General features: G+C 65.6%; 12 protein-coding genes. 10 read left to right on the top strand and 2 right to left on the bottom strand.

The genetic code is table 11. From position 1 onward, the window contains the following. The first annotated feature begins 77 nt into the window (after positions 1 to 77). Complete coding sequence (locus tag ASG11_RS02645) at positions 78 to 392, top strand: antibiotic biosynthesis monooxygenase family protein (protein ID WP_055774825.1); 315 nt, start codon at positions 78 to 80, stop codon at positions 390 to 392. 151 nt (positions 393 to 543) lie between these two features. Here the strand turns inward: ASG11_RS02645 and ASG11_RS19400 are convergent, their stop codons facing one another. Continuing rightward, the gene (locus tag ASG11_RS19400; RefSeq protein WP_055774822.1) at positions 544 to 1,365 is read right to left on the bottom strand and encodes a cold-shock protein; all 822 of its coding nucleotides are present in this window, start codon (positions 1,363 to 1,365) and stop codon (positions 544 to 546) included. A 205-nt stretch (positions 1,366 to 1,570) separates the two neighbouring features. Here ASG11_RS19400 and ASG11_RS02635 point away from each other — a divergent pair, with 205 nt between their 5' ends. The 6 genes from ASG11_RS02635 (at position 1,571) to rpoN (ending at position 6,772) form a co-directional block, all read left to right on the top strand. Next, a complete protein-coding gene (locus ASG11_RS02635) occupies positions 1,571 to 2,368 on the top strand; it encodes a TerC family protein (protein WP_055774819.1) in 798 nt (265 codons plus the stop codon). 31 nt (positions 2,369 to 2,399) lie between these two features. Next, positions 2,400 to 3,020, top strand: coding sequence for a ribonuclease D (locus ASG11_RS02630; RefSeq protein WP_055774816.1), 621 nt, complete (start codon positions 2,400 to 2,402; stop codon positions 3,018 to 3,020). Next, entirely contained in the window at positions 3,013 to 3,651 is a 639-nt protein-coding gene (gene lptC / locus ASG11_RS02625; protein WP_055774813.1) for an LPS export ABC transporter periplasmic protein LptC, read from the top strand. The genes ASG11_RS02630 and lptC overlap by 8 nt, the downstream gene beginning before the upstream one ends. A gap of 5 nt (positions 3,652 to 3,656) precedes the next feature. Then, the gene (locus ASG11_RS02620) at positions 3,657 to 4,211 is read left to right on the top strand and encodes an LptA/OstA family protein (protein ID WP_055774810.1); all 555 of its coding nucleotides are present in this window, start codon (positions 3,657 to 3,659) and stop codon (positions 4,209 to 4,211) included. Positions 4,212 to 4,367: 156 nt separating this feature from the next. After that, positions 4,368 to 5,144, top strand: a complete 777-nt coding sequence (lptB, locus tag ASG11_RS02615; RefSeq protein WP_055774807.1) for an LPS export ABC transporter ATP-binding protein — start codon at positions 4,368 to 4,370, stop codon at positions 5,142 to 5,144. 119 nt (positions 5,145 to 5,263) lie between these two features. Continuing rightward, positions 5,264 to 6,772: an RNA polymerase factor sigma-54 gene (gene rpoN / locus ASG11_RS02610; RefSeq protein ID WP_055774804.1), complete on the top strand. Its 1,509-nt coding sequence runs from the start codon at positions 5,264 to 5,266 to the stop codon at positions 6,770 to 6,772. A 252-nt stretch (positions 6,773 to 7,024) separates the two neighbouring features. Here the strand turns inward: rpoN and ASG11_RS02605 are convergent, their stop codons facing one another. Continuing rightward, complete coding sequence (locus tag ASG11_RS02605) at positions 7,025 to 8,026, bottom strand: ligase-associated DNA damage response exonuclease (RefSeq protein ID WP_055774802.1); 1,002 nt, start codon at positions 8,024 to 8,026, stop codon at positions 7,025 to 7,027. A gap of 131 nt (positions 8,027 to 8,157) precedes the next feature. Between ASG11_RS02605 and ASG11_RS02600 the strand changes: the two genes are divergently transcribed. The 3 genes from ASG11_RS02600 to ASG11_RS02590 all read left to right on the top strand — a co-directional run bounded on the left by ASG11_RS02600 (position 8,158) and on the right by ASG11_RS02590 (position 13,063). After that, positions 8,158 to 10,614 carry a ligase-associated DNA damage response DEXH box helicase gene (locus tag ASG11_RS02600; protein ID WP_082472553.1) on the top strand — a complete coding sequence of 819 codons (2,457 nt, stop codon included), beginning with the start codon at positions 8,158 to 8,160 and terminating at the stop codon, positions 10,612 to 10,614. A gap of 44 nt (positions 10,615 to 10,658) precedes the next feature. Beyond that, the gene (locus tag ASG11_RS02595; RefSeq protein WP_055774798.1) at positions 10,659 to 11,570 is read left to right on the top strand and encodes an aspartyl protease family protein; all 912 of its coding nucleotides are present in this window, start codon (positions 10,659 to 10,661) and stop codon (positions 11,568 to 11,570) included. Positions 11,571 to 11,653: 83 nt separating this feature from the next. Further along, positions 11,654 to 13,063, top strand: a complete 1,410-nt coding sequence (locus tag ASG11_RS02590; protein WP_055774795.1) for a M20/M25/M40 family metallo-hydrolase — start codon at positions 11,654 to 11,656, stop codon at positions 13,061 to 13,063. Positions 13,064 to 13,090: the final 27 nt, after the last annotated feature.

The following is a 13,090-nucleotide window of genomic DNA, read 5'->3' as shown; positions in this document are numbered from 1 at the left end:
ATCCGCCGGAGCTTGGCGCACGTTGTTGGATGATGGCGGCAAACTCCGGCTGATGCGCTCATCAAGGAGCCACACCCATGCCGATCATCACCGCCAACACCGATATCATCACTCAAATCAACGTCTTCACCGTTCCCCCCGGCGAACAGCAACGACTGATCGAATATCTGTCGAACGCCGCCCAAGTCGCCCGCGAAGTCGATGGCTGGCTGTCGGCCAGCCTTCATCGCAGCCTGGATGGCACGCGGGTCGTAAATTATGCCCAAAGCACGGATGGCGATGCGGCTAGCCGCGTTTATGAACATTTGCAAAGTCGGGGGTTGATCGCGGGCAATCGTCGCTATGGCGATGCTCATCCAGGACTCTACGAAGTCGCCTTTACTTTGGAATGATTGAGGAGCTGCGATCAGGATCACCGTATTCGGAGATCAGACTTTTCAAACTTCACGAAAGTCGGCGCGCTCCCAATCACCGGCACAAAGAAAAACCCGGCGGACCGTGTGGTCCGCCGGGTCTATTCTATCGGCGACTGGACCGGAGCGCTTAAGCGATCGAGGTCAGGTTCACCGCTGCGTGCTTGCCGCGACGATCGACTTCCAACTCGAATTCGAGCCGGTCGCCTTCGTTCAGGCTGGTCATCCCGCCACGCTCGACGGCGGAGATGTGCACGAACGCATCGGGCTGCCCGTCATCGCGCTGGATGAAGCCGAAGCCTTTCATAGCGTTGAAGAACTTGACCGTGCCGGTCGCCTTCTCACCAGTCAGCTGGCGCTGCGGTGCCGCGCCGAAGCCGCCGGCCGCGCCACCACGGGGTGCGCCCGGACCAGCATCACGCTCGCGCGGCGGGCCGCGGTCGGTGACGGCCATGGGCTCGCCGTCGATCTTGAGATCGGTCGCCGAGATGCGGCCACCACGATCGACCAGGGTGAAGCCCAAGGGCTGACCCTCGGCCAGACCGGTCAGGCCAGCCTGCTCGACCGCGCTGATGTGCACGAACACATCCTCGCCGCCATCATCGCGAACGACGAAGCCGAAGCCTTTCTGGCCGTTGAAGAACTTGACCACGCCGGTGCCTTCGCCGACGACCTGCGGGGGCATGCCGCGGCCACCGCCGCCTGCGCCACCACCGCCGAAGCCGCCACCGCCGCCGCTGCGGAAACCGCCGCCGCCGCCGCCGCCGCCGAACCGGTCGCCACCGCCACCGCCGAAGCGATCACCGCCGCCGCCGAAACGATCGCCGCCGCCACCGAAGCGGTCACCGCCGCCGAAGCTGCTGCCGCCGCCGAAATCATCGCCGCCGAAACCGTCCCGCTTGTCGCGGCCACGCCCGCCGCGATCACCGCGGCGTCCTTTATCGAAACTCATGCCCTGTTCGTCTTCCCGGTCCGCCCAACTTGCCTATGAAACCTGGACGCCGGACGAAAAGCGCAGGTCTCCGGACACCAAACCAATCGTGCCGCCGATTCGGTCTAGCCTAAAAACGTCAACGCTGCGAACGAATTCGTCCAAATTGCGGCACGACCCGCATCATATGCTTGCAGCAGTGTGGCCCGGACGGCACAGCGGGACCATGTCGATCCTCGCGCTCCTGTCCGAACCGGCCACCTGGGCTGCCCTCGCCACGCTGATCGTACTGGAGGTGGTGCTCGGCATCGACAACCTCATCTTCATCTCGATCCTCTCGAACAAGCTGCCGCCGGAGCAGCAGGTCAAGGCACGTCGCCTCGGTATCGGGCTGGCGTTGGTCCTCCGCCTTCTTCTGCTGTCGATGATCGCGTGGATCGCCGGGCTGACCGCGCCGGTGTTCGACCTCGGCATCCAGGGTGCCGTCGGGGCAACGGGCGCACCGAGTTTCGAGACCGCGTTTTCGTGGCGCGACCTGATCCTGATCGCCGGCGGGCTGTTCCTGCTGTGGAAGGCGACCAAGGAAATCCATCACAGCATGGACCCGCACGAATCGGGCGAACCGCTCGACAAGAAAGGCAAGACCGCACTCAGCTTCGGCTCGGCGATCGCGCAGATTCTGGCGCTCGACATGGTCTTCTCGATCGATTCGATCCTCACCGCGATCGGCATGACCGACGATCTGCCGGTGATGGTGATCGCCGTGATCGTCGCCGTCACGGTGATGATGCTGGCGGCGACGCCGCTCGCCAATTTCATCGAACAGAACCCGACGGTGGTGATGCTGGCGCTCGGCTTCCTGCTGATGATCGGCGCGGTGCTGATCGCCGACGGCTTCGGCGTGCATGTGCCCAAAGGCTATATCTACGCCGCGATGGCCTTCTCGGCGGGGGTCGAGACGCTCAACATCCTGGCGCGCAAGCGGCGCGAGCGGCGTGAAGCGGCGGCCGCTACTCGCCATTGAGCGTTCAGCTTTTCACGGCTAGGCGGTATCGATGACCGTTTACCTGCATGAAGAAGATCTGCCCGCCGGCGTGTTCGCCGACGGCGCCGACATCGCCGTCGATACCGAGACGATGGGACTGCTGACGCCCCGCGACCGGCTGTGCGTGGTGCAACTGTCGGATGGCGGGCCGGACGAGCATCTCGTGCGCTTTTCGCCCGGCAGCGATTATGCCGCGCCCAACCTGCGCGCGCTGCTCGCCGACCAGAACCGCGTGAAACTCTATCATTTCGGCCGCTTCGATCTAGCCGCGATCAAACATTATCTCGAGGTCGATGCCACGCCGGTCTATTGCACCAAGATCGCCTCGCGGCTGGTGCGCACCTATACCGATCGCCACGGCCTGAAGGAATTGGTGCGCGAATTGCTGCAGACCGACATCTCCAAGGCGCAGCAATCGTCCGACTGGGGCGGGCCGATACTGTCCGACGCGCAGAAGGATTACGCCGCCTCCGACGTGCGCTATCTCCACCGCCTGCGCGAAGAACTGGACCGGCGGCTGGTGCGCGAAGGCCGCGCGGCGCTGGCCCAGGCGTGTTTCGATTTCCTGCCGCATCGTTCCGACCTCGACCTGGCCGGCTGGCCCGAGACCGATATCTTCGCGCATGTCTGACATCGCCGCGAGGACCAGATCCGAGCGGCAGGTCTGGGCCGCGCCGGGCAGCAGCCACGATCGGCTCGTGCGCCTGTCGAGCATCGTGCTGCCGGTGGCGATCGGCGTGCTGGCCGCCTTCCTCGTCATGGCGCCGCTCACCATGCGCGGTGACGTGTCGTTCCTGCTCGACAAGAACAAGGTTGAGGTGGCCAAGGAACGGCTGCTGATCCAGAAGGCGCTGTATCGTGGCGAGGACGGCAAGGGCCAGCCGTTCGCGCTGACCGCCGGCAACGCGACGCAGAAGAGCTCGTCCGAACCGATCGTGAAGCTGAGCGAGCTTTCCGCCGCGATCCGCCTGCCGGACGGCCCGGCAAGCCTGATCGCCAATCAGGGCCGTTACAACATGACCACCGAACAGGTGATGATGGACGGCCCGGTGCTGTTCCGGGCGGCGAACGGATACCGGCTCGACACGCAGAATTCGATCGTCGACCTGAAGACCCGCAAGCTGCAGAGCGGTGGTGCCGTGACCGGCACCGTGCCGCAGGGCAGGTTCAGCGCGAATGCGATGAAGGCCGATCTGGAAACGCATATCGTGACGCTGGATGGCAACGCGCGCTTGCGGATCGTGCCGGGAAGGGCGAAATAGCCGCGATGTCCAACCTTCATCGTCTCGTGGCGCTGGCCGCCTTGCTGTCCGCCGGTGCCGCATCGGCCCAGTCGAAGCACAATTCGAACGCGCCGATCGATTTCGGCGCGGACCATATCGAATTGCAGGACAAGGCCAACCGCGCCGTGCTGTCGGGCAATGTATCGGTCAAACAGGCCGAAATGACGCTGAATTCGGCGCGCATGACCGTGGCCTATACCGGACAGGTGATCGACGGCAGCCCGCAGGTGTCGCGGCTCGACGCGTCGGGCAATGTCGTCGTCACGCGACCGGACCAGACCGCACGCGGCAATTTCGCGGTCTACGATCTCAACCGCCGCGTCGTGACGATGCTGGGCGCGGTGACGCTCACCCAGGGCGGCAATACGGTGAATGGCGGGCGGCTGACGATGAACCTCGACAGCGGGCGCGCGGTGATCGACGGATCGTCGGTCGGCGGCGGGCGCGCCAATGGCGACGGCACGACCACGGCGGCACCGGGCGGGCGAGTCACCGGGCGCTTCTCCGTCCCCAAGCGCGATCAGCCCGCGAGCAACTGATTCCGCGCCGTTCCGGGGCGGCATATCGCGCAAATCGCCGGAGTTCGCCGCTTCGCCCTTCCAACCGGCGCGCGTCTGCGGCATGAGCCATGCAGGAAGCTTGCCAATTTGCTTATGGTAAGCCTTTGCTAACCCTATGCTGCGAGCAAGGATGCGATGACCGACACTGCGATCCTCGAAAAGATGCCGCCGATTCACGAAAAGCCCGTCGCGCAGGGTCTGGCCGTGGTGTCGATCGCAAAATCGTACGACAAGCGCGTCGTGCTGACCGACGTGTCGGTCAGCGTGGGGCGTGGCGAAGTGATCGGCCTGCTCGGCCCGAACGGCGCGGGCAAGACGACGTGTTTCTATTCCGTGATGGGCCTGGTGAAGCCGGATTCGGGCCGCATCATGCTCGACGGCGACGACATCACCGGCCTGCCGATGTACCGCCGTGCGATCCTCGGCCTCGGCTATCTGCCGCAGGAGACCAGCATCTTCCGCGGCCTTTCGGTCGAAAAGAACATTCTGACCGTCCTCGAACTAGCCGAGCCGGACAAGGCGGCGCGGGCCGAAAAGCTCGAAAAGCTGCTCGGGGAATTCGGCCTGACGCGGTTGCGCGACGCGCCGGCGATGGCACTGTCGGGTGGCGAACGCCGCCGCGCCGAAATTGCCCGCGCGCTGGCCGCCGAACCCTCGATCATGTTGCTCGACGAGCCCTTTGCGGGCATCGATCCGATCTCGATCTCCGACATTCGCGATCTCGTCTGCCAGTTGAAGGATCGCGGCATCGGCGTGCTGATCACCGATCACAACGTGCGCGAGACGCTTGACATCGTGGATCGCGCCTACATCATCTATGACGGCCGCGTGCTGTTCACCGGATCGCCGGCCGAACTGGTCGCCGACGCCAATGTGCGCCGGCTGTACCTGGGCGAGAGTTTCTCGCTTTAAGCTTATGACCGCGTTCGCCCCGCCTTTTTCCGTCATCCCGGCGCAGGCTGGGATCTCCCAGTCGCAGAGCGCCCCCTTGCGGCACGAGACCCCGGCCAGCGCCGGAGTGACCTCCTGACATGAGTCTCGCGCCACGCCTCGACCTGCGCCAGTCGCAATCCCTGGTGATGACGCCGCAACTGCAGCAGGCGATCCGTCTGCTCGCGCTGTCGAACCTGGAGGTCGAAGGGTTCATCGCGGAAGAGATCGAGCGCAATCCGCTGCTCGAATCCTCCGCGCCTGACGACGACGGCCCGACCCAAGAGCGCGAGGCTCCGCCCGAGGCACGCGAACCGGCCACCGCCGACCAGCTCGTGATGGGCGGCGATGCCAGCGGCGAGGCCTCGCTCGACGTCGATTTCACCGCCGAGAGTTTCCACCACGACAGCCCGGCCGACGCGATCGGCGGCGACGGTGCCGGCATGGACGGATCCCTCGGCCTGAGCGGCGCCGGCGGGGGTGGCGTTGGAGAGGACGGGCCGGACTTCGATTCGTTCGCCGCCGGCGACATGACTTTGGCCGAGTTCCTGATGGCGCAGGCCGGACCGGTGGTCGACGGATCGGACGCGTTCATCGCCGCGCATCTGATCGACCAGATCGACGATTGCGGCTATTTGACCGTACCGCTGCTGGAGATCGCCAACCGATTGGGCGTGCCGCTCGCCCGCGTGGAATATGTCCTGTCGCTGATCCAGACGTTCGAGCCGACCGGGGTCGGCGCGCGCGACCTGGCCGAATGCCTGAAACTGCAGGCGATCGAAGCCGATCGCTACGATCCGTGCATGGCGCGCCTGATCGAGCATCTCGACCTGCTCGCACGCGGCGAACTTGGCCGGTTGAAGCGCATCTGCGAGGTGGACGACGAGGATATGGCGGACATGATCCGCGAATTGCGCGGCTATGATCCCAAGCCCGGCTGCCGCTTTGGTGGCGAGCCGGCCCAGGCGGTGACGCCGGACGTGTTCGTCGCGCGCCGCAAGGATGGCTGGGCGATCGAGATCAACGCCGCCACCCTGCCGCGCCTGCTGGTCAATCGCGGCTATTATGTCGAACTGTCGGGCGGCGAGCAGGACAAGGCGAGCAAGGCGTGGCTCGGCGAGATGTTGGCCAGCGCGAACTGGCTGGTCAAGGCGCTCGACCAGCGCCAGCGCACGATCGTCAAGGTCGCGACCGAGATCGTCAAGCAGCAGGAGGCGTTCTTCCTGCACGGCGTCGCGCACCTGAAGCCGATGACGCTGCGCCAGGTCGCCGACGCGATCGAGATGCACGAATCGACCGTCAGCCGCGTGACGAGCAACAAATACCTCTATTGCGCGCGCGGCCTGTTCGAGCTGAAATACTTCTTCACCAGCGCGATCCAGTCGTCCGAGGGCGGCGACGCGGTATCGGCGCAGGCGGTGAAGGCGGCGATCCGCACGCTGATCGCCGCCGAGGGCAATGCGATCCTGTCCGACGACACTTTGGTCGAGCAGCTCAACGCCAAGGGCTTCGACATCGCGCGCCGCACCGTGGCGAAATATCGCGAGGCGCTGGGCATCGGCAGTTCGGTGCAGCGCCGGCGGGCGCGGGCATTGGAGGGCGCGGGCTGAGGCTGCCTCTTCGTCATGCCAGCGAAGGCTGGCATCTCATGGGGCTTAGAGCATGATGACCTTACCCTTACCCGTTCGTTTCGAGCGAAGTCGAGAAATCGTCACGAGGGCTGCACCAAGTTTCTCGACTTCGCTCGAAACGAACGGACAGGGGGACGACTCGAACTGAAGTCATCATACTCTCGTACCGCACATCGCCTGATATCCCAGCCGGCGCTGGGATGACGATTGAAGCTAACCTTTACGCCTCCGTCAATCGTCCTCGTCCTCATAGCCGATCAGCGCCAGCGCGCGCGCCTTGATCTGGCGGGTCATGCACCAGTGGACCAGCGCATCCTCCCGACCGTGCGTCACCCACACCTCCTTCGGCGCGATCTCGGTCAAGGTGTCGGTCAGTTCGTCCCAATCGGCGTGGTCACTCAGGATCAGCGGCAGTTCGACATTACGCTGCACCGCGCGCTGCCGGACGCGCATCCAGCCAGACGCCATGGCGGTGATCGGATCGGGCAGCCGCCGCGACCAGCGATCGTTGAGCGCACCGGGCGGCGCGATCACCACTTTGCCCATCAGGTCCGCCTTGGGCGTATCCGCCACCAGCCGCAGATCGCCCAGATCGACGCCGAGTTCGACATACAGGTCGCACAATCGCTGCACCGCGCCGTGCAGGTAGATCGGATCGTCATGCCCGCGATCGCGCAGTTCGCGGATCACGCGCTGCGCCTTGCCCAGGGCATAGGCACCGACCAGCACGCATCGCGTTGGGTTGGCGCGCAGGGCGGCGGTAAGCTTGTCGATCTCGTCGCCGGTTTCGGGATGGCGGAACACCGGCAGGCCGAACGTCGCCTCGGTGATGAACACGTCGCACTTTACCGGCTCGAACGGTGCGCAGGTCGGATCGAGGCGGCGCTTGTAATCGCCCGAGACGACGATGCGCTCGCCGCGATGATCGAGGATGATCTGCGCGGAGCCGAGCACATGGCCGGCGGGCACGAACGTCGCCTCGACATCGCCGGCGAGTTTCAACGTCTCGCCGTACGCGACCGGGTGGCCATTCTGCGGGCCGTAGCGCGTCGCCATGATCGCCAGCGTTTCCGGCGTGGCCCACACCGCATCGTGTCCGCCGCGCGCATGATCGGCATGGCCATGCGTGACAAGCGCCTTGGGGCTCGGACGCGAGGGATCGACCCAGATGTCGGCGGGCTTCACATAGATGCCGTGCGGATGCGGTTCGATCCAGTCGCCGAGCTTTGCCATTGTCCCTATATGGTTGGAATGTCTTTGAGTTCCATCCTTGAGGCGCGTGCCGCCTGCCCCCACTGCCGTCACCCTGAGCTTGGTTCAGGGTCCATCGTGCCACGCGAATGGTTGTCAGCGGAGCGCGATGGATGCTGAAACAAGTTCAGCATGACGGCGGTTTGGCAGGCGGGGCGCAGCCCACCGATCTCCCCGCCCCGATCGCCGACTGGTTCGCCGCCAAGGGCTGGTCGCCGCGCCGGCACCAGCTCGAGATGTTCGACGTCGCGCGGGCCGGGCGGCATGGACTGCTCGTCGCCACCACCGGCGCGGGCAAGACGCTGGCCGGGTTCCTGCCGACGCTCGCCGAACTGATCGAACACCCGTCCAAAGGCCTGCACACGCTCTACGTCTCGCCGCTCAAGGCGCTGGCGGTGGACGTGCAGCGCAACCTGATCACGCCGATCGAGGAGATGGGCGTTGACCTCCGGGTCGAGACCCGCACCGGCGATACGCCGAGCGACCGCAAGGCGCGCCAGCGCATCCGGCCGCCGCAGATCCTGCTGACCACGCCCGAATCGCTCAGCCTGCTGTTAAGCTATCCCGACAGCATGATGATGTTCGCCGGACTGAAGACGATCGTGGTCGACGAGGTCCACGCCTTCGCCACCGGCAAGCGCGGCGATCTGCTGGGCCTGTGCATGTCGCGACTGCAGACGCTCGCGCCGGGCCTGCGCCGCGTCGCATTGTCCGCGACGGTCGCGGATGCCGATGGCTATCGCGCCTGGCTCGCGCCCGATGGCGACATCGATACCGTCACGCTCGTGCAGGGCGAGAATGGTGCCGATCCCAACATCGCGATCCTGCTGCCGCAGGGCCGCGTGCCGTGGTCGGGCCATTCGGGACGCTATGCCGCCGAACAGGTGATGGCCGAGATCGAGACCCACAAGACCGCGATCGTGTTCTGCAACACGCGCAGCCTGGCCGAGCTGATCTTCCAGGATCTGTGGAAGGCGAACGCGATGGGGCTGCCGATCGGCATCCACCACGGTTCGCTCAGCCTGGAAGCGCGGCGCAAGGTAGAAGGCGCGATGGCGGCGGGCAAGTTGCGCGGGCTCGTCGCCACGTCCAGCCTCGATCTCGGCGTCGATTGGGGCGATGTCGATCTCGTCATCCAGATGGGCGCGCCCAAGGGATCGTCGCGGCTGCTGCAGCGCATCGGTCGCTCCAACCACCGGCTCGACGAGCCGAGCGAGGCGGTGGTCGTGCCCGGCAACCGTTTCGAATATCTCGAGGCGCGCGCTGCGCTGGACGCGGTGCTGGCGGGCGAACTCGATCCCGATATCTTCCGCCCCGGCGGGCTCGACGTGCTGGCGCAGCATATCATGGCCTGCGCCTGCGCCGCGCCGTTCCGGGAAGCGGACCTGCTCGACGAGATACGATCCGCGCTGCCCTATTCCGCCCTGACCGACGAAACGTTCAGCCGCGTGCTCGGCTTTATCCGCGACGGCGGCTATGCGCTGAAAGCATACGACAAATTCCGCCGCCTGACGCAGGATGCCGATGGCACGTGGCGCGTCAGCCACCCGAAATTCATCGCGCAGCACCGCCTGAACGCCGGGATCATCGTCGAGGCGACGATGCTGACGGTGCGCTTCAAGAACGGCCGGTCCTTGGGCAAGGTCGAGGAAGGGTTCGCCGCGACGCTGACGCCCGGCGACACCTTCTTCTTCGCCGGGATGAGCGTCGAGGTGGTCGGCATCAGCACCGAGGATCTGCTTGTCCGCGCCACTGCTAGGCCCGCGCGCATCCCGACCTATGGCGGCGCGCGCATGGCGCTTTCGACCAATCTGGCCGATCGGGTGCGCGGCTTCCTGTCGCAGCCGGAGGAATGGCACCGCTTCCCCGACGACGTGCGCGAATGGCTGGAAGTGCAGGCGGTGCGATCCACGCTGCCCAGGCCGGGCCAGTTGCTGGTCGAGACCTTCCCGCACGAGAACCGGCACTACCTGATCGCCTACAGCTTCGAGGGCTGGAACGCGCACCAGTCGCTCGGCATGCTGGTGACGCGGCGGATGGAGACGCTCGGGCTGAAACCCTTGGGCTTCGTCGCCAACGATTATGCGCTGGCCTGTTACGGGCTCGATCCGATCACCGATCCGCAGGCATTGTTCTCGGCCGATATATTGGAGGACGAGTTCGTCGATTGGGTGCAGCAATCGCACCTGCTGAAACGGGCGTTTCGCGAGGTGGCGGTGATCGGCGGGCTGGTCGAGCGCCAGCATCCGGGCAAGCGCAAGACCGGCAAACAGGTGACCTTCTCGACCGACCTGATCTACGACGTGCTGCGCAAGTACGAACCCGGCCATTTGCTGCTGCAGGCCGCATGGGAGGATGCCCGCGCGCGGATGACCGATGTCGGTCGCCTCGCCGGCCTGCTCGATCGCGCCGCCGATACGATGCTGCACGTCGATCTGCCGCGAGTCTCGCCGCTCGCGGTGCCGGTGCTGACCTTGATCGGGCGCGAGAAGGTCGCCACCGGAACCGCCGATGACGCGCTGCTGATCGAGGCCGAGGCGCTGGCCGAGGTGGCGATGCGGCTGGATTGAACGGCGCGCTTGCAAAAGGTCCGGATCGGGCGCACCCTCCGCACATGCCGATCGTGTCCGCCCTGATCGCCCTGCTTCTGGCCACCCCCGGCACCGCTGCGCCAGCGCCGCAGGAACCGATCGACCCGGCCACCACCGAGACCGCGCCGACCTTGAATTTCGGCGATGACGAGGATCGCATGACCCTGCCGGTGACGATATCCGGTGCCGGGCCGTACCGCTTTATCGTCGATACCGGCGCGCAGCGTACGGTGATCTCACGCGAGCTGGCCGGTCTGCTGAAGCTCAACCCCGGCCGCGACGTGCGCATGACGACGATGACCGGATCGAGCAGCGCCAACACCGTGATCATCCCGCTGATCTCGGTCGGTGCGTTCGGCGGCAGCCGGATCGAGGCGCCGGCGCTCGAAGGCGTCAATCTCGGCGCGGCCGGGCTGCTCGGAATCGACACGTTGCAGGATCGCGCGCTGTCGATCGATTTCGACCTGCAGCGCATGACCGTGCGGCCGTCCGTGCGACGCCACAAGGCCGAACGCGCCGGCCCCGACGAGATCATCGTCCACGCCAAGAGCATCTACGGCCAGCTCGTCGTCACCGATGCCTATTACGGTGACGTCAAGGTGCGCGTGGTGCTCGATACCGGCACGGCGGTGACGATGGGCAATCTCGCGCTCAAGAAACGCGTACGCCACGGCAAGATGAAATCGATCGACGTGACGAGCGTCACCGGATCGGTGCTGCAGGCGGACTATACCAGCATCAGCGCACTCAAGATCGGCAGCGTCAGCTTCAACGATCTGCCGATCGCCTTCGCCGATGCCGCGCCGTTCGCGCATTTCGGACTGGACAAACGGCCGGCCCTTTTGCTCGGCATGGATGCGCTGCGCCTGTTCCGCCGCATCGACATCGATTTTCCCAACCGCGAGTTGCGCCTGGCTTTGCCCCGGCGGTTCTAAGGCGAGATCGCGCCACCCTCCCCGTTGCTTTGATCGCGCGGCGCGTTACGCTGGCCCCCTGGAACGACTAAAGGGGCTGAAGCATGCGGATCTTCACACGGGCAATGACCGGCGCGGTGCTGGCGGGGATCGCGCTGCAGCCGGTCGCGGCGGAGACCACGCTGAAGCCGGATCAGCAGGCATTCTTCGGCCTCTACAAGGAATTGGTGGAGACCAACACGACGCTGTCGGCGGGTAGCTGCACGCAGGCGGCGGCGCAGATCGCCACGCGGTTGAAGGCGGCGGGCTATAAGGATGCCGAAGTCACATTGTTCTCCGTGCCCGATCACCCGAAGGAAGGCGGCCTCGTCGCGATCCTGCCCGGCAGCGACAAGAAGGCCAAGGCCGTCCTGCTGCTCGCGCATCTCGACGTGGTCGAGGCCAAGCGCGAGGATTGGGTGCGCGACCCCTTCACGCTGATCGAAGAGGGTGGCTATTATTACGCTCGCGGCAGCGTGGACGACAAGGCGATGGCCGCCGTCTGGGCCGACAGCATGATCCGCTTCAAGCAGGCGGGCTACACGCCGAAACGCACGATCAAGCTGGCGCTGACCTGCGGCGAGGAAACCACCTTTGCGTGGAACGGCGCGCAATATCTGACCAAAACCAAGCCCGACCTGATCGCGGCGGGCGTCGTGCTCAACGAAGGCGGCGGCGGTCGGCTCGATGCGGCGGGCAAGCAGCAGACGCTGGCGATGCAGGTCGGCGAGAAGGCGGCGCAGAATTACACGCTGACCGCCACCAACCCCGGCGGCCACAGCTCACAGCCAGTGCCGGACAATGCGATCTACGAACTCGCCGACGCGCTGGAGGCGATCCGCGCCTATGAATTTCCGATCAAGTTCAGCGAAACGACGCGCGCCTTCTTCACCGCCACCGCGCAGGGCACGCCGGGTCCGATGGGCGATGCGATCCGCAAATTGCTCGCCGATCCGAGCGATGCGGCCGCCGACAAGATCGTCAGCGCCGACAAGACCTTCCACTCCACGCTGCGCACCACCTGCGTCGCCACGCTGCTGAACGCCGGCCATGCCGAAAACGCGCTGCCGCAGCGCGCCACCGCGAACATTAACTGCCGCGTCTTCCCGGGCGAAACGGTCGAGGCGACCGCCGCCAAACTGCAGGAACTGGCGGGGGCGAAGGTGAAGCTGACGATCAATCAGCCGATCCGCCCGACCGCGATCCCCACCCCGCTCGACCCCAAGATCATGGGGCCGGCCAAGGCGGTGGCGGCAAAGCATTTCCCCGGCGTGCCGCTGGTGCCCCTGATGTCGACCGGCGCGACCGACGGCATCTTCTTCCAGGCGATCGGCATCCCGGTCTACGGCGTGCCCGGCATGTTCATCGACAGCGATTTCAACGGCATCCATGGCCTGAACGAACGCATCCGGGTGAAATCCTTGTACGACGGGCGTGATTATCTGTTCGATCTGGTCAAGGCGTATGCGGGATAAGGGGCAGGTTTGAGCCCCCCACATAAT

Source organism: Sphingomonas sp. Leaf357 (genome assembly GCF_001423845.1).
In the GTDB taxonomy this organism is placed as follows: Bacteria; Pseudomonadota; Alphaproteobacteria; order Sphingomonadales; family Sphingomonadaceae; genus Sphingomonas.
Note: the sequence above shows the minus strand (reverse complement) of the source record. Positions and strands in the feature narration are given on the sequence as shown.